Genomic DNA, 16,192 nt, shown 5'->3' on the forward strand with positions numbered 1-16,192 from the left:
CATGATCCCCGCACCAAGTTCTCCGCGCCATGATCGCCGCGCCAAGACCCCCGCGCCATGATCCCCGCACCAAGTTCTCCGCGCCATGATCGCCGCGCCAAGACCCCCGCGCCAAGACTCCGCGCCATGATCCCCGCAGCATGATATCCGCGGTCTTCATCGAACGGCCCAGGCTGGCGATCGTCATCGCCATCCTGCTGACTTTGGCCGGTGGGCTGTCGCTGATGCGCATCGCGGTGTCGCAGTTCCCCGACATCGTGCCGCCGCAGGTGACCGTGACGGCCACCTTCACCGGCGCCTCGGCCGCGGTGGTCGAAGCCACCGTCGCCCAGCCGCTGGAGGCCGCGGTCGTCGGCGTCGACAAGATGATCTACATGAAGTCCAACAGCGCGAACGACGGCACCTATTCGCTGACCGTCAGCTTCGCGCTGGGGACCGACCCCGACATCGACACCGTCAACGTCAACAACCGCGTGCAGCAGGCGATCGCCCGGCTGCCCCCGGAAGTCCAGCGCGCCGGCCTGACCGTCCGCAAGCGCTCAGCCGCGATCCTGGAATTCCTGCAGTTCTACAGCGAGGGCGGCAAGCAGAACCCGCTGTTCATCAGCAACTACATCACCATCAACGTGCTGGACCGGCTGACCCGGGTGCCCGGCGTCGGCGACGCGACGCTGTTCGGCAAGCTCGACTACTCGATGCGCATCTGGTTCGACACCAACCGGCTGACCGCATTGAACCTGGCACCGTCCGACATCATCGCGGTGATCCAGTCACAAAACGTGCAAGCCGCGGTCGGCCGCATCGGTGCCCGCCCGACTAGCGACAAGACCCAGTTCCAGCTCAACGTGCAGACCCAGGGCCGGCTGACCACGCCGGAGCAGTTCGGCAACATCGTCATCCGAGCCAACCCCGACGGGTCGGTGCTGCGCATCAAGGACGTCGCCCGCACCGAACTCGGCGCGGCCAACAGCGACACGATGAGCCGGCTGAACGGCAACCCGGCGGTCTCGATCGGCATCTACCTTGCACCCGGCGCCAACGCGGTGCAGACCTCGGCCCGGGTCAGCGCGGCACTGGGCGAGTTGTCCACCCGCTACCCCGCCGGCCTCAAGAGCAGGGTGTTCTACGACAGCAGCTCGTTCGTCTCCGACACCATCCATGAGGTGGTCAAGACGCTGGCGATCGCCTTCGTCCTGGTGGTTGCGGTGGTCTACATCTTCCTCGGCAGCCTGCGCGCCACCATCATCCCGATGGTGGCCATCCCGGTCAGTCTGATCGGCACCTTCGCCGCGCTGCTGGCGTTCGGATTTTCCGCCAATACGATCTCCTTGCTGGCAATGGTGCTGGGCATCGGCGTGGTGGTGGACGACGCCATCGTGGTGGTGGAAAACGTCGAACGTGTCATGGCCGAGGAGCCCGACTGGTCGCCCGCGCAGGCGACCAGGAAAGCGATGACCCAGATCACCGGCCCGGTGATCGCGATCTCGCTGGTGCTGCTGTCGGTGTTCGTCCCGATCGCCTTCATCCCCGGCCTGTCGGGCACCTTGTTCCGCCAGTTCGCGGTGACCATCAGCGTCTCGATGTTGCTGTCGGCAACCATGGCGCTGACCCTGTCGCCGGCGATGTGCGCGCTGTTCCTGCGCCATGGACCCCGCCCGCGCGGGCCGGTCGGCTGGCTGCTGATCGGCATCGACTACGTGCGCGACGGTTACTCCGCCGTGGTGGCGCGACTGTTGCGCCTGGCGATCCTGTCGGTGGTGGCGATCGCCGCCGCCGGTGTCGGCATTTTCCTGATGGGCCGGATCACGCCGACCGGCTTCCTGCCCGAGGAAGACCAGGGCGCGATCTTCACCGTGGTGCAGCTTCCCGACGGCGCCTCGGTCGAGCGCACCAAGAACGTTGTCCAGCAGGTCGAGAACCTGATCAAGCCGATGCCGCAGGTCGATGCGGTGCTGTCGATCGTCGGCTTCTCGCTACTCGATGGCGGCAACCAGCCGAATGCGGCGTTCCTGGTGGTGCGGCTGAAGCCGTTCGATCAGCGCAGCGGCGTCGCCGACGGCGCCAAGGCGGTGATCGGCAAGATCTTCGGCGCGGCCCAGCAGATCCGTTCCGCCACCGTGTTCCCGTTCAACCTGCCGCCGATCATCGGCTTGTCGACCAGCGGCGGCTTCGAATACCAGTTGGAAAACCTCGAAGGCCGCCCGCCCGAGGACATGGCCAGCGTGATGCAGGGCATGGTCGCCGCCGCCAACCAGGATCCTCGGCTGGCGCGGGTGTTCTCCACCTTCACCGCGTCCAACCCCTCGATCTGGCTCGATATCGACCGCGAGAAAGCGCAAGCGCTGGGACTATCGGTCGCCGACGTTTTCAACGCGCTGCAGACCACGCTGGGCGGCTATTATGTCAACGACTTCAACCTGTTCGGCCGCACCTGGCAGGTCAACATCGAGGGTGAGGCGCGCGATCGCAGCGACCCGTCCGAGATCTACAAGATCTACATCCGTAACAACCGCGGCGAGATGGTACCGCTCCGCTCGGTCGCCAACATCCGCGTCCAGCTCGGGCCCCAGGTCATCAGCCGCTACAACAACTATCGCAGCGTCACCATCAATGGCGGACCCAAGCCGGGCGTCTCGTCCGGCGATGCGTTGGCGGCGATGGCTGCGATCTCGCGCACCACGCTGCCGCCCGGCTATACTTTCGAATGGACCGGCACCGCCTACCAGGAAAAGCAGGCAGCGGGCCAGACCGGCTACATCCTGGCGTTGGCCGTGCTGTTCGCCTACCTGTTCCTGGTGGCGCTATACGAAAGCTGGATGATCCCGATCCCGGTGCTGCTGTCGGTCACCGTCGGCGTGCTGGGCGCGTTCTTCGGCCTGAAGATCGCCGGATTGTCGCTCGATCTCTACGCCCAGATCGGCATGGTGGTGCTGATCGCGCTGGCAGCGAAGAACGGCATCCTGATCGTCGAGTTCGCCAAGGAACAGCGCGAGGCCGGATTGCCGATCCGCGAGGCCGCCGCGCTGGGCGCGCGAATGCGAATCCGAGCCGTGCTGATGACCTCGATCGCCTTCATCTGCGGGCTGATTCCGCTGGTCTGGGCGGAGGGGGCGGCGATGCTGAGCCGGCGCGCCGTCGGCACCGCGGTGTTCGCCGGCATGATCGTCGCCAGTTCGATTGGCGTGTTCCTGATCCCGATGCTGTATGTGGTGTTCCAGACCATGCGAGAGACGGTGAAGCGCCGCTTCGCCCCGTCCTCGCGGCACATCGAGGGTCAGTAGGGGTCCGGAACGTCGGGCCCCCGGCTGCCCCCAGCCACATGATTGTGTGTCCAGCTTGCTAGAGCAACATCAGCCTGACTGGAAGGTCGGGCTGATAAAGTTGCTCGCTCAAACACGGTATTATGTAGCAGGCGCCACCACCACATTTTTTGTCAAACCCGTTCAATCACCAGGTCTGAAGAAGGTGATGTGAGTTAGGGAGGGCGCGCCGTGGTAGTGGCTACAGTGCCGATCGGCTCAAGCCGTAGCGCAACAGCCAAACACCGCATACGCTCAAGCGTATGCGCGATTTTCTTAAGGCGTTACCAATTGGCGTTGGGCTACCTCTGATGTTTTGGACAACATCAGTCGGCCCGGAAGACGTTCATTCAAATGTGTCAAAATGGCTTCACTGGGCCGGCGCCGAAAATTTACCTTCTTGGATCATAGAGAAAACCACCGACAGATACACGATCGCCATATCTCTGTTCCTTGCGATCATTTACGGCCTGACGGTCTGGGTGTTCATTCCTCGGGTTCGCAATTACTTGGAGAAAAGACGACACCGCATCGACCCAGACGCTTTACAGCAGGACGAAACAGATAGGCTGATGGCGGCGTGGTCAATTACACATCAATACGACATTCCAATTAAACTTGAACTAATCGACCGATTAGTCAATTTGATGTTGTCGGAAGTCCTATTTTTCGTCTCAGACGCCGACGAAGTATCACGAATGTGGACATCATACATTAAGCACAATGACATTGATTTACTCAAAGCCCACTTAAACAACCTTAGCGAAGAGTTAGTGCGGGTCTGGCGCAGAATAGAGACGATCCGGATCGACAATCTGCGATATGATGACATTCGGGACATCCTTCAACAGGATTACGAGAATGAGTTCCGTTCCGCACTGGAGACTTTTCAGAAAGAGGTAAGTGACAACGTGGGTGATCTGGATGGTGAAATCTTGGAGGAAAAGCTGGCTCCATCCGCAGATGCGTTTCGCAACGCTTGGCGCGGGCTGGCATCGTGGCACGGTGCCGTGAAAAAAACGCTGCTTATCAGAAGGAATTGGTTAGTTCAACAAAGTGCGCAGGCCAGATTATAAATCCTCTAGCCGCAACCCCTCCATCTCCAACGCCGCAAGCGTAGCCAGAAGGAAAGTCGCCGCGATAGTTCCCCGGCTAAGCTTGTTGCTGATAGATGCCTCAGTTTCCTTGAGGCCGTGTGGCTCAAGGCGTTTAGCCAATTCCGCATAGGTAACACCAGCCCGCTTCAACTCGGCCTTAAGGAACCGTGCCGTCTTATCAGCAAGCTCCTTTTCTGTTGCCGCCAATCCCAAATGCGCCTCCCACAAACGAGTGATGGCTATCATATTCGATATTTTCCTGTAGACAAGCAGTGTCTCTCTCCATATCATATCCGATAGCAACAAACCGGATATGGTGTCTTGTCTCAGCATTTCCTCCTCTCAGCCAAAGCCAGGACGCTCTCGCTAGCGTCGGTTTTGCGCATGAGCGATCTGGAGGCCGAGACGGTGTTCCGTACCGTCCGCTGGGAGGATGGGAAGGCTGTCTGCCCACACTGCGAATGTCCGACCGTCTACGAATGCCGCCGTCCGTCAGGCGCTCTTCGGTTCCGCTGCAAGGCGTGCCGCAAGGACTTCTCCATCACAAGCGGCACTCTGTTTGCCTTCCACAAGATGCCGCTGCGGAACTACCTTGCCGCCATCGCGATCTTCATAAACGAGGTCAAGGGCAAGTCCGCTTTGGCCCTGTCCCGAGACCTGGACATGCAATACAAGACTGCCTTCGTCCTGGCCCACAAGCTGCGGGAGGCAATGGCAACCGAGCTAAAAGGGATGCATGTCGGCGGCGCAGGCGAGACGGTAGAAGTCGATGGCGGCTACTTTGGCGGGTATGTGAAGCCTGCCAACCACAAAGAAAACCGGCGGGATCGTCGCCTTGCCCAGAACCAGACGGGCAAGCGTCAGGTTGTCGTGGTCATGCGTGAGCGCGGGGGCCGCACCCTGCCTGCGGTGTTCAAGTCAGAAAGCGCCGCGCTGGGCTTCATTATCAACCGGGTTGAACCGACAACCAAGATTATGGCGGACGAAGCAACGTCGTGGAACGATCTGCACGGCCGGTTTGATGTGGCGCGGATCGACCATGGCAAGCTCTACAGCGACACGTCCGGCGTCTACACCAACGGTGCGGAAGAGTTCTTCTCCCGTATGCGCCGTGCGGAGATCGGGCATCACCATCACATCGCCGGGCAATATCTCATCCGCTACGCCCAGGAAAGCGCGTGGAGGGAAGATCATCGCAAAGCAGCAAACGGGGTTCAGGTTAAAGCCGTAGCGACATTGGCAATGGCTGCACCAACCTCGGTTGACTGGTGCGGATATTGGCAGCGAGGACAAAAAACCGCTTAAGGTAGCTCCTTAAGGAGCAAGCATATGCCGAAAGATCCCAAGCCGTTTGTGTTCACTTTGGATTTCGAGGAAGCGATGCTGATAACAGGGGCGACCGGCAGCGGCGGTCATCAGGAACTCCATCGCCGCATTACTGAGGAACTGGAAAACAACAACAATCAGGTCACCTTTACCGATGAGCAGTTGGGCGAGCTGATCCGCTACATTACCCGTTACGGTTCAGGCGGGTTCCAAAGTCGTCTTCGCAAAGCCTTCCGGCGTTCCATTGTCGAGTTGTTCGACGCCAAAGGCACCTAGCCTTCGGAACACAGTTATGCCTCGAAAGCGATGATTGGTGCTCTTCCACATGCCAATGGTCGCCTCGATTCCGAAAGTATCCTTGCGATACATTGGAAGCACTTGGTCCAGCCACACGACATGCGCGCCAGCAGGCAGCCGTTGCAGGGCGCGCAACACCCGGTTGCGCTTGACCATGCTGGTGCCGTAGTGGTCGCAATCCTCGACGCTGTAAGGTGGGTCGGCCAACACTAGGTCGTAGCTGTCCAGCGGCACTGTCCCAAGGGTTTGGGCGTCATCCACATAGGTCGGGTGCAAGGCCGGGTTGATGTCCACCGTGTCGCCCGGAAACGCAGCCGTGTCCACCTTACCGCTGAACAAGTGCAGCGCCGCGCGCTTGTCCGGGAAGAGCGCGCGAACGCGCCTGAGATAACCAGCCGGATAACCCCCGTAGTAGGTTGACTTCACCCTGTAGTCATTGCCCATGATCCAAGTTCCGACAACTCGCCCGTCTTCCGCAGCGAACAGGCTGCGGGGGAAGCCAGTCTGCCGCACATAGTTATCGATCCGATCCTGCCACTGCATGACATCCCCCATGTTGACGCAACACAATGTCAAAACGGAACCGGAAAGTACAGCGATTGTCGTCTGCGCCATCGGGACTCTGCTATGCAACTGGTACATGGCGGATTTAGGCAGCCAACCCCCATGCCATGACCTTCCCCTGTTCCTTCCGCTTCTCCACAACCCCTCGAATGCGGAGGTTGCGCAGGCAGGCCATGACCCTCTTCTGCATGGCTTCGAACAGCCGAGCATCCGTAATCGGCATCCCCCGAGCCGCCATGACCGCAAGCGTCACGTCACGAGTTGAAAGCGCACCCAGCGCATCCCTGAGCGCCGCCATTACAATCCGGCTGATCTCACCTGGCATTGCACCGCCGGGGGCTGGCGGCTTCCTCGGGCTGATCTCGTCCAGATCGGCATGCGGCGAGAACATGCGGATTGTCCCGTCTATGCTAGCCAAGTCAACGGCCAACCGACTGATCTCCGCATGGGCAACCTCAAGCCTGCCCGCGATCTCCGCCCGCTTGCGACGCAGGCCGTGGATGACATGATCATGGTCCATGCTACATAGTGTAGGTGCGGCACCGCCAATGCGCCGCTATCTGGTGGTGGCGCCTGCTACCTAATACCGCTCAAACAAAGAGCTAGAGCGCGGTGACCGTTTACGGTCATCCTGAAAGCGCCCTAGCCGGCGTGATTGGGTCCGCTATACTTCCATAGCTGCTGGATTTGCTCGAGCGATCGGCCCTTGGTCTCCGGCACGGCGTAGAAGATCCAGATCCAGCCGAGCGCACAGAACGCGCCGAACAGCCAGAAGGTGAATGAGTTGCCGAGCACGTCGATCAGCGACAGGAAAACCTGGCTGACGATGAACGCCGAAGCCCAGTTGCAAGCGGTTGCGACCGCGACCGCCCGGCCGCGGATATGGCCGGGGAAAATCTCGTTGATGACGGTCCAGACCACCGGCCCCATCGAGAACGCGAAGCAGGCGATGAACACCACCAGCGCCGCCAGTGTCACGATCCCTGCCGTGCTGGTAGCAGCCGGGTGCGCCGCGCTGCCGCCGATTGTGAACTCGAATGCAGCGCCGACGGCGGCCAGGCTGAGGGCCATGCCCGGCAACCCGGCAAGCAGCAGCTTGCGCCGTCCTAGCCGGTCGATGAAGGCAATGGCGATGAACGTGGCGGCCACGTTGACCCCACCCACGGCCCAGGTCGTCACCGTTGTCTGGGCTGCCTGCGTGGTGAAGCCGGCCGCCTGGAATATCTGGTCGGCATAGTAGATGATCGCGTTGATGCCGGTGATCTGCTGGAACACCGCGAGGCCCACGCCGACCAGCAACGGGCGACGCCACTGCGTGCCGAACACCTCGGCCCATGACGCCCGGCCGTGATCAGCCGCCAGCGTGGCCGCGATCGCATCGAGCGCCGGACCCGGGTCCGCGCCCGGGTGGATTTTCCGCATTTGGCTGGCGGCATCGGCCCGACGGCCCATCCGCATCAGCCATCTCGGCGACTGCGGCGCCAGCAGTGCGACGCCGACGAGCATCAGGCCCGGTGCCGCGGATAGGCCCAGCATCCAGCGCCAGGCCCCGGCTTGGGACAGCCATCCGTCGACCAGATAGGCTACGAAGATACCGCCGGCCACGGCGAGCTGGTAGGCGGAGATGAAACGTCCACGCAGCGCCGTGGGCGCCAGTTCGGCGGCATACAGCGGCGCAGCGACGGCAGCGATGCCGACGCCGAAGCCGACGATCAGCCGCCCGCCGACCAGCACCACGGTGCCAGGGGCCAGCGCTTCCACCAGCGAACCAACGGTGAAGACCACGCCGGCGATCAGCACGGCGCGCTGGCGCCCTAGCCGATCGGCCAGTTCGCCTCCCACCAGCGCACCGAACAATGCGCCGAGCGTGACCCAACTGGTCACCACCTCCACCAGCAACGCGCTTAGCGAGAACTCTGCCTTGATGCTGGTCAGGGCACCGGAAACGACGCCCTGGTCGTAGCCGAACAACGCGCCCGACAGCAGGATGACAGCCAGCACCACGCCGAGCCATGGCGTGATGGTGGCAGTGACGGTGGGCTGCACGCCCGGCGCGGCCGATACGTCCTGATTGGGGTCGATGCGCCGGGTGCCTCGCCGATCGCCTGCAACAGCAGGATCCCGCTTGGCAGTCATCGCCGGAACCGATCTATAGAGGCGGCCGGTGCGAGATAATGTCTCATCGTCGCTTATAGGCCGCGTTGGTCTCGGCAGGGCATGCCTTTTCTCCGCGCATCGAAATCCCGGAAACCGTGGACCTCGACCGCGCTCCCCAGCGCGTCGAGGATCAGCCTCTCGAGCTCCCTGTTCTGCCCACCGCGGCCTGGACCCCGGGCAGCGCGTTACTCAGCGGTCAACTCATGGCCTGCCCGACCGGACCGATATCGCGAACCTGCACCGGTCAAGTGACGCCAAATGCCTGACCATCGCCGCCCAAAAACCCCGACATCAATCCTCGTTAAGCCCGAGCGCCAGGTCTGCCACCCCCATCGGGTCCTCCAACGCCGCCAGCCGCCCGGCCGCCAGCCAGGCAAAGCGCTCCAACATCGCCTTGCGCCGACCCGCAGCCAGCCGCACGCAAAGCGGCTCACGCAGCACCTCCGCCTCGCGTCCGGCGCAGACGATAAGGCCGGTCTCGGCCGGCAGCACCGCGGACGGGAAGTCGGCATCCACGGCGAAGAAGAACTGATCGCAGAACGGCTGGTATTCCAGCCATTTGGCATCGCTCAGGTAGTCGCGCAGACCGGACTTCACCTCGATGCAGACAAACCCACCGCCCGGCTGCAGCGCCAGGATATCCGCCCGCCGCCCATTCGCCAGCCGCACCTCGTGCAGCGGCGCCCAGCCATGCTTCAGGCAAAGCCGTGCCGCCGCTCGGCGCACAAGTGAAGTCCGTTCAGCAAACCCGAGTCCATCCATTACCCAAGGATTTTATCGATCGCCTGAGCCAGTTGCACATCCTTTTCCGACAATCCGCCGACATCGTGCGTCGATAGTTCGATCCGCACCGTGTTCCACGTGTTGCCCCAATCCGGATGGTGATCCAACTTCTCCGCCGCCATCGCCACCCGGGTCATGAACCCCCACGCCGCGCTGAAGTCGGCGAACTTGAAATCCCGCCTGAGCGCGTCGCGATCGATCGCCGGCGCCCACCCCGGAACCGTCGTCCCCAGCTTCGCCCGCTCAGTCTCGTTCAGCCGTGTCGCCATCTCGATCTCCCGTTTTGGATAACCGCGCCATCTCGTCCAGCGCCTCGGCGAACGCGGTCGTGGACGCCGAGACAACCTGACGGCAGGTGGGAATATCGTCCACCAGGCCAACACCCTGGCCGACAAAGTAGCTGACCATTTGCGCGCCCTTGGGTTGCCTGCCTCGGCGGCCCGCGTCGCCCGAGCCATCGCCGGCGCGCTGATGAGCCCCTGCAGCGGCATCTGCAGTGCCGCCGGACTGTCCGGCCCATACCACGCATCGGTCCATCCCTAACCCAACTGCCGCGCCGGCTTGCCGGTCCGCCCGCGCGAGCGAACGGTTTCCCGGGACCGCGCCGACCCCCGCGGCCACCTGACGCGCCGCATGTTCGCGCGCACCGACCGGCGCCGCGCATGGAATCCAGCTTGCCGCGCCCGCTCCAGCATTGACGGCCCCGCATTCCGACGTTCCTCAATGGTCAGCCGACGATACGCGGCATGCGACTGACGGCGCGGCGTGTCATCGCGGTCGATCCCAACCGGGACGCTCCACGCCGCGAATACCCCGAACCGGAAACCGAGGGTATCCGCCAGACGCTGGAATGTGCCACTCGGAACCTCGACGTGTGAGACGTCAGATACCCGATTTAGGCGCCGAGTCTCGCCCCCCCTAAGCCGACATCCGAACCGGCGGATCCAACTCCGCCGGCAGCGGACACACATAAGGCGTCCGCCCCACCCGCGCCTGATGATCCGCCGTCGCCCGCGCCAGCAGCGTCTCATCGCGGATCACATCCAGCGCCGTCCCCGCCATCACCTTCGCCACATGCACCAGCCCCTTGTGCGCCGCCGCCATCTTGCCCTGAGCGGTCAACTGCCAAGAATGCCCCGGCGTCCCGATCGCATACGTCGCCCCGCGCGCCTGCACCGTCGGCACCACCCAACTCACATCCCCCACATCGGTCGACCCCACCCCGCCATTCCCGCGCGCATCCGCCGGCACGATCTCATCGCACAGAGCCGTACCAGGCTTCACCGCCATGCCCGCCCGCCGATACGCCGCCGCGATGTCCTCCTCCGTCAGCGTCGCCTGGAACTCCGCCGCCGCGGCGCGATCCGCGTCATCGAACGGCGGCGCCCCGATGCGGTCCAGATTGTCCTGCATCGCCCGCTCCAGCGGCGTATTCGCCAGCAGGTTCGACACCGCGCTGACCACCTCCGCCGTCACCTTGGTCTCGGTCATCAGCGCCGCCCCATCGGCGATCTTGCGCACCCGCCCGATCAGCACCGACAACTCCGGCAGCGTCGCGGCCCGCACCAGGTAGCGCACCTTGGCGAACGCCTGCACCACGTTCGGCGCCACCCCGCCAGCATCAAGCACGGCCGCATGCACCCGCGCATCCGAGGGCATGTGCTCGCGCATATAGTTCACCCCCACGCTCATCAACTCCACCGCGTCCAGCGCGCTGCGCCCCAAATGAGGCGACGCCGCCGCATGCGAAGCCCGCCCGTGGAACGCAAAATCGATCCGCGTATTGGCCAGCGAAGTCGCCGGATTGACCCCGGAAAACGACGACGGATGCCAGGAAATCGCCACATCCACATCGCTGAACGCACCCCCCCGAACCATGAACCCCTTGGCCGCGCCCCCTTCCTCGGCCGGGCAGCCATAATACCGCACCCGCCCCTTCAAACCGTTGGCGTGCAGAAAATCCTTCACCGCCGTCGCCGCCAGCAGCGATGCCGACCCCAACAAATTGTGCCCGCAGCCATGCCCGAAGCCCGCACCCGGCAGCGGCTTCTGCTGCGCCACCCCGGCCTCCTGCGACAGCCCGGGCAGAGCGTCATACTCGCCCAGGATAGCGATCACCGGGCCATCCTCCCCGGCCTCGCCCATCACCGCCGTCGGGATGCCGGCAACCTCGCGGCTCACCCGGAACCCCTTCGCTTCCAGCATCGCCGTATGTTCGGCGCAGGACCGGAATTCGGTGTAGCAAAGCTCCGGCATCCCCCAAACCCGGTCCGACAGCGCGATAAAATCGTCCTGATGGGCATCGACCAGCGTCCAGACTTCCTCGCTATTGCGCATCTAGGGTCACTCCTTGAGCACGATCGCGCAGGGCGGAACGTCCACCGCGCGTGAACCATGCGTTTAAATCAAGCTCACCTGGCCCGCCGAACCGGCGCTTCGCCCGCTGCGGCGGAGCCTGGTTCGGCCGGCCGGGTGTGCCGGAAGCAGCTCCGCAGGTGGTCGTCCACCATCCCGCTCGCCTGCATGAAGGCATAGCATATGGTGGACCCGACAAAACGGAAGCCCGCCCGCTTCAGCGCCTTGCTCATCGCATCCGACACCGCCGAGGTCGCCGGTACTTGCCCCCGCTCGGTCCAGTCGTTGCGGATCGGTTGGCCGCCGACAAACCCCCACAGATAGCGGTCCAGGCTGCCGTGCTCGGCGATCGAGGCCACCGCCGCGGCCGCATTGTCGCGCACCGAATACACCTTCAACCGGTTGCGGACCACCCCCGACCCCTGCAGCAGCCCCTCCAGCTCGGCATCCGCCATCGCCGCCACCCGAGCGATGTCGAAGCCATGATAGGCGTGCCGGTAGGCCGCCCGACGCGCCAGGACGGTGCGCCACGACAGCCCAGCCTGAGCCCCCTCCAGCGTCAACAACTCGAACAGCGCGCGATCGTCATGCTGCGGCACGCCCCATTCGGTGTCGTGGTATTGCTGCATACGGGCGTCCGCGTTCTGCGCCCAGTCGCAGCGAGCCAGTTCGCGTCGAGTAACCGTCACCCGCCCGTCTTGCCCCCCAGCGCCGCCCCACCCCGGCCCGCCGCCTCGCCCCCAAGCGCCGCCTCACCCCCAAACGCTGCCTCACCCCCAAGTGCCGCCTCGCCCCCCAGCGCTGCCCCACCCCGGAGCGCCGCTTCGCCCAACCTGGTCTGCCGCGCCAGCCTGGCGCCTTGAGCGATCGACAGCGTGGCGTCGAGGTCCGCCAGCAGCCCCGCCAGCGCATCCTGGCCCCGCGCCGCCGCCATCGGCGCCTGCATCCGCAACCGCCCGAGGATCTCGATCGCCAGGATGCGCAGACCCACCAGCGCCGCGTCGCCGGTCCGCAACCGCCCGGCGTCCAGCCTGCCGACCACCGCCTCCGCCCCGGCCTGCAACACCGCCGTCAGCGCCACGATCCCCCCCAGCTCGGCTTCGACCGCGGCCGCCGCCGAACCCGGCGTTCCAGCTCCGGCCGTGCCGAACCCCGCCTTGACCAACCCAGCCGTCCCAAGTCCCGCCGCGCCGGCTCCGGCGAACAGCCGAACCGCATGCCGCAGCGCCCCCAGCGTGCCGAACATGCCAACCGCGTCCTCGATATCGCGGAACGGCAGCGCCATCGCCTCATAGGCGCCGCCCTCCGCCCCCAGCATCGCCGCCGCCGGCACCACCGCCCCGTCCAGCGTCAACAAACAGTGCCGAGACGGCCGCAGCGCATGAAACCCCGCCATCTCGCCGAACCCCAACCCAGGCATATCGCTGGGCACCAGGAACGCGCTGTAGCGCTTGCGCCCCTGTTCTTCCCGAGTGATCGCGAACACGATGATAGCATCCGCCGACGGCCCGTCGCTGACCCAGGCCTTCCGCCCGCTGATCCGGAACCCGCCCGCGGCCGCTTCGGCCCGCGTGGTCAGCAACTTCGGATGCGCGCCCACCTTCGGTTCGGAGATCGCCACCGACAGCGCCCGCCCGCTCCACTCCGCCTGCTGCGCCGCGCTGCCGAAACCGCCCAGGAAATGCCGCAACACCAGTTGCCGCCCGCCCCAGACGCCGCCGATGCCCAAGCACCCGGTGCGCTCGACCAGCACCGCCTTGCCGCGAGCGATGGCGGCGTAATCCGCCACCGGCGCCAGCAATCCGGCCCGCCGCATCCCCGGCAGAGGGTCCTGTTCGGGATCGGGGTTTTGCGCCAGCCAAGTCTCGATCGCGTCCATGACGCCAGTCTGCCACGCCAAAGCAGGGCATCAAGCCCAGGCCCAAGTCGGCGATGACGCCACCCCAACGGGGGACCCCTCGGCGTCCCCCGTCCCGACCCCGCCGCCGCTGACACCCGGCCACAATGCCTACGTTTTCGAACGCGCCGCCAAACGCCTATCCGCCGACACCCCGACCCGCCACGGCTTCATCGACCTCTACAGCTGCATCGACCTCTACAAGCGCGGCTGCTTCATCCTGGAAGCCAAGCAATCCCGCCAGGCCGAGGGCAGCCACCAACGCCCATATCGTGCCGCCTGGGCGCCGAACCGCTGCGCCGTCCGGCGCAGGATATCGTCGTAGTCGGCCTCGGCAAGGCGAACGGTCCGAGACCTCCCGAGTCACCCGGACGACCGGCCAAGCACCTTTTCGGTCCGCCTGCCGAGGTCATCGCGCAGGGCTGCACCATGGCCGAACGCCGGGTAGCGGCCGGCAGCGAAATCTTCCAGCCCCGCCTTCGCCGCCCAACGCAGCCCCTCAAGGGCCGCCTCGTTCTCTGCCTTCGCGCTGTTGCAAAAGTCGCAGGCCGTCCCGCAGAACTTCGCCAGCGTTCTGATAGCGGCCGGAATGCACCAGATGCTCGATCATGCCGGCTTGCTGCTCTGTCAGGACAACATTTCGCGTCGGCATGGCGGAAGGGTTCCCTCAAATGCGATGGCTTAACGTGCCACTATGTCCGCTTTGAAAATCGTGACGCCAGCCGACTGAGCCTGCGCACCTGACGGCAGAGCTGGATAATTCCCATCGACAGAAGACTATCAGCCTATATTAGGAATAATTCCTTGACAAGCCATCACAATTCCAGCTACAAAGCGGCCCACCCAACAGCACCCGGCCGCCCATGTCCGCAAGCACCTCCGAACCACCCCCGGCCTCCAACCTCGACCTGCAGCCCGGCGACATCCTGCTGCACCTGATCGTCACCCTGCTCGCCCCGATGTTCATGGGCGTCTGCTGCGGCAACCTCGACTTCGCCCGCATGGCGGCGCTGGAGACCGTCAACGCCCACCGCGCCCGCAGCCATGTCGACCTGATCGCGGTGGCCCAGATCGTCGCCCACGGCCTGGCCTCGGTCAGCTCGGCCTGCCTGTCGATGTCGGACGAGATCTCGCTGTCCATGACCCTGCGGCTGCGCGCCAGCGCCAATGCCTCGGACCGCGCCTGCGAGCGCAACCGCCGGGCGCTGGAGAAGAACCGCGCCACCCCCGTCCCCGACCCGGTGTTCCCCGCCGAACCCGAACCAGCCGACGAAACCATTGCCGAGGCACGCCGATCCGCCGATCCGCCGCCATCCGCTGCCCCGACCCCCGGCCCGCACCCCGCTATCCGCGACCCGGCCCCAGCCGCCGCAACCGCCGCGACCCCGACCGTCCCCACTCCGCCCGCGCTCGCCGCAACCTCGATCACGCCACCCCAACCAGCCGCGACCCCGACCCTCGCGCCCCAGCCCGCCGCATCCAAGGCCATCGCATCCCAGTCCGCCGCATCCCAGTCCGCCGCATCCCAGTCCGCCGCATCCCGGTCCGCCGCATCCCAGTCCGCCGCATCCCAGCCCACCGCATCCCAGCCCACCGCATCCCAGCCCACCGCATCCCAGCCCGCTGCAACCCTGCATCGGGTTCCCCCGCGCCCCGCCACCCCGACCACCGCCAACCAGCACCCCACGGGCGAACCCACCGCGCAAGAATTCCAGCAACTGTGGAGCGCCGCGATGACCGTGGTCGCCAATGAATACGCCGCCAGCACAGCCAACCTGCCGCCGGCCGAACGCGCCGCCGCCCAGGCCCGCGCCGCCGTGCTGAACCGCGCCGCCGGCGACCTGATGTCCGGCGACGTCCCACCCCGCCTCAGGGCAGGCGACCTCGGCACCCCCAACGCGATCTGACCGCCACCACCCCGGCTCGGCCCGCGACCCGCCACCACCGGCGCATCGTCGCCACCGCCGCCCGCGCCGCCCTACCGCTTTGTCACGTGGAGCACACGGCAAATAGAGGCACACTACGGCATGGCTGATCGGATGTTGCCGGCTCGATCGTTCACCACCGTTGCGCTGATGATGGCCGCTGGTGTTCTGCTTCCGAACGCGCCGGGACAGCTCGTCGCCGAGGACCAGATCGTCCGGTCCAGCCCGATGGTCGTCACCACCGACACCCCGGAATACTGCCTGCATCTTTTGGACCGGGTCAGCGAGATGGTCCGCCTCGCCACCATCCCGGTGCCGCGCGAAGTCACCGACCTGACCACCGAGGGCCACCGCATGTGCGCCCACGGCCAGACCCGCGGCGGCATCATGCGCCTGCGCAGCGCGCTGATGATGATGGAGAACGGCCACGCCCCCGCCGCCTATCAATAAAGCCGCTTACCAATAGAGCCGCCTATCGATAGAGCGTCTCTA

Annotated in this window: 19 protein-coding genes; 8 read left to right on the forward strand and 11 right to left on the reverse strand. The window is 64.9% G+C overall.

Annotated features, from left to right (window positions below; all coding sequences use genetic code 11):
* Positions 1–140: 140 nt before the first annotated feature.
* Both ACQY4T_RS19490 and ACQY4T_RS19495 read left to right on the forward strand, forming a co-directional pair.
* Complete coding sequence (locus tag ACQY4T_RS19490) at positions 141–3,281, forward strand: efflux RND transporter permease subunit (RefSeq protein WP_428534091.1); 3,141 nt, start codon at positions 141–143, stop codon at positions 3,279–3,281.
* A 281-nt stretch (positions 3,282–3,562) separates the two neighbouring features.
* Entirely contained in the window at positions 3,563–4,375 is an 813-nt protein-coding gene (locus ACQY4T_RS19495; protein ID WP_428534093.1) for a hypothetical protein, read from the forward strand.
* Here ACQY4T_RS19495 and ACQY4T_RS19500 read toward each other — a convergent pair.
* Positions 4,370–4,642, reverse strand: a complete 273-nt coding sequence (locus ACQY4T_RS19500; protein WP_428534095.1) for a DUF6471 domain-containing protein — start codon at positions 4,640–4,642, stop codon at positions 4,370–4,372. The genes ACQY4T_RS19495 and ACQY4T_RS19500 overlap by 6 nt on opposite strands.
* 75 nt (positions 4,643–4,717) lie before the next feature.
* Here ACQY4T_RS19500 and ACQY4T_RS19505 point away from each other — a divergent pair, with 75 nt between their 5' ends.
* A complete protein-coding gene (locus tag ACQY4T_RS19505) occupies positions 4,718–5,701 on the forward strand; it encodes an IS1595 family transposase (protein ID WP_428534097.1) in 984 nt (327 codons plus the stop codon).
* Between the two features lie 24 nt (positions 5,702–5,725).
* Positions 5,726–5,998 carry a hypothetical protein gene (locus tag ACQY4T_RS19510; RefSeq protein WP_428534099.1) on the forward strand — a complete coding sequence of 91 codons (273 nt, stop codon included), beginning with the start codon at positions 5,726–5,728 and terminating at the stop codon, positions 5,996–5,998.
* On the opposite strand, the gene ACQY4T_RS19515 is transcribed toward ACQY4T_RS19510, so the two are convergent.
* The 6 genes from ACQY4T_RS19515 to ACQY4T_RS19540 form a co-directional block, all read right to left on the reverse strand.
* The gene (locus tag ACQY4T_RS19515; RefSeq protein WP_428534101.1) at positions 5,921–6,634 is read right to left on the reverse strand and encodes a hypothetical protein; all 714 of its coding nucleotides are present in this window, start codon (positions 6,632–6,634) and stop codon (positions 5,921–5,923) included. The genes ACQY4T_RS19510 and ACQY4T_RS19515 overlap by 78 nt on opposite strands.
* Before the next feature lie 34 nt (positions 6,635–6,668).
* A complete protein-coding gene (locus ACQY4T_RS19520; RefSeq protein WP_428534103.1) occupies positions 6,669–7,103 on the reverse strand; it encodes a hypothetical protein in 435 nt (144 codons plus the stop codon).
* A 122-nt stretch (positions 7,104–7,225) separates the two neighbouring features.
* Positions 7,226–8,719 carry a sugar porter family MFS transporter gene (locus ACQY4T_RS19525; RefSeq protein WP_428534105.1) on the reverse strand — a complete coding sequence of 498 codons (1,494 nt, stop codon included), beginning with the start codon at positions 8,717–8,719 and terminating at the stop codon, positions 7,226–7,228.
* A 312-nt stretch (positions 8,720–9,031) separates the two neighbouring features.
* Positions 9,032–9,502 carry an MmcB family DNA repair protein gene (locus ACQY4T_RS19530; protein WP_428534107.1) on the reverse strand — a complete coding sequence of 157 codons (471 nt, stop codon included), beginning with the start codon at positions 9,500–9,502 and terminating at the stop codon, positions 9,032–9,034.
* A complete protein-coding gene (locus ACQY4T_RS19535; RefSeq protein ID WP_428534109.1) occupies positions 9,502–9,792 on the reverse strand; it encodes a 4a-hydroxytetrahydrobiopterin dehydratase in 291 nt (96 codons plus the stop codon). Before ACQY4T_RS19535 ends, ACQY4T_RS19530 begins: the two co-directional genes overlap by 1 nt.
* Entirely contained in the window at positions 9,767–9,931 is a 165-nt protein-coding gene (locus ACQY4T_RS19540) for a hypothetical protein (RefSeq protein WP_428534111.1), read from the reverse strand. The genes ACQY4T_RS19535 and ACQY4T_RS19540 overlap by 26 nt, the downstream gene beginning before the upstream one ends.
* A gap of 338 nt (positions 9,932–10,269) precedes the next feature.
* Here ACQY4T_RS19540 and ACQY4T_RS19545 point away from each other — a divergent pair, with 338 nt between their 5' ends.
* Entirely contained in the window at positions 10,270–10,401 is a 132-nt protein-coding gene (locus tag ACQY4T_RS19545; RefSeq protein WP_428534113.1) for a hypothetical protein, read from the forward strand.
* Between the two features lie 40 nt (positions 10,402–10,441).
* Here ACQY4T_RS19545 and ACQY4T_RS19550 read toward each other — a convergent pair whose 3' ends face one another.
* From ACQY4T_RS19550 to ACQY4T_RS19560, 3 genes are all read right to left on the reverse strand, one after another.
* Positions 10,442–11,860 carry a M20 family metallopeptidase gene (locus ACQY4T_RS19550; protein WP_428534115.1) on the reverse strand — a complete coding sequence of 473 codons (1,419 nt, stop codon included), beginning with the start codon at positions 11,858–11,860 and terminating at the stop codon, positions 10,442–10,444.
* 74 nt (positions 11,861–11,934) lie between these two features.
* Positions 11,935–12,567, reverse strand: a complete 633-nt coding sequence (locus ACQY4T_RS19555; RefSeq protein WP_428534117.1) for a DNA-3-methyladenine glycosylase I — start codon at positions 12,565–12,567, stop codon at positions 11,935–11,937.
* Positions 12,564–13,757 carry an acyl-CoA dehydrogenase family protein gene (locus ACQY4T_RS19560; RefSeq protein ID WP_428534119.1) on the reverse strand — a complete coding sequence of 398 codons (1,194 nt, stop codon included), beginning with the start codon at positions 13,755–13,757 and terminating at the stop codon, positions 12,564–12,566. Before ACQY4T_RS19560 ends, ACQY4T_RS19555 begins: the two co-directional genes overlap by 4 nt.
* On the opposite strand from ACQY4T_RS19560, the gene ACQY4T_RS19565 reads away from it, so the two are divergent.
* A complete protein-coding gene (locus tag ACQY4T_RS19565) occupies positions 13,756–14,100 on the forward strand; it encodes a hypothetical protein (protein ID WP_428534121.1) in 345 nt (114 codons plus the stop codon). The genes ACQY4T_RS19560 and ACQY4T_RS19565 overlap by 2 nt on opposite strands.
* Before the next feature lie 174 nt (positions 14,101–14,274).
* On the opposite strand, the gene ACQY4T_RS19570 is transcribed toward ACQY4T_RS19565, so the two are convergent.
* Entirely contained in the window at positions 14,275–14,427 is a 153-nt protein-coding gene (locus ACQY4T_RS19570) for a type II toxin-antitoxin system ParD family antitoxin (protein WP_428534123.1), read from the reverse strand.
* 211 nt (positions 14,428–14,638) lie between these two features.
* Between ACQY4T_RS19570 and ACQY4T_RS19575 the strand changes: the two genes are divergently transcribed.
* Complete coding sequence (locus tag ACQY4T_RS19575; RefSeq protein WP_428534125.1) at positions 14,639–15,682, forward strand: hypothetical protein; 1,044 nt, start codon at positions 14,639–14,641, stop codon at positions 15,680–15,682.
* Positions 15,683–15,802: 120 nt separating this feature from the next.
* Positions 15,803–16,150, forward strand: a complete 348-nt coding sequence (locus ACQY4T_RS19580; protein WP_428534127.1) for a hypothetical protein — start codon at positions 15,803–15,805, stop codon at positions 16,148–16,150.
* Positions 16,151–16,192: the final 42 nt, after the last annotated feature.

Origin of the sequence: Rhodopila sp. (assembly GCF_965277825.1) — a bacterium.
Classification (GTDB): Bacteria; Pseudomonadota; Alphaproteobacteria; order Acetobacterales; family Acetobacteraceae; genus Rhodopila.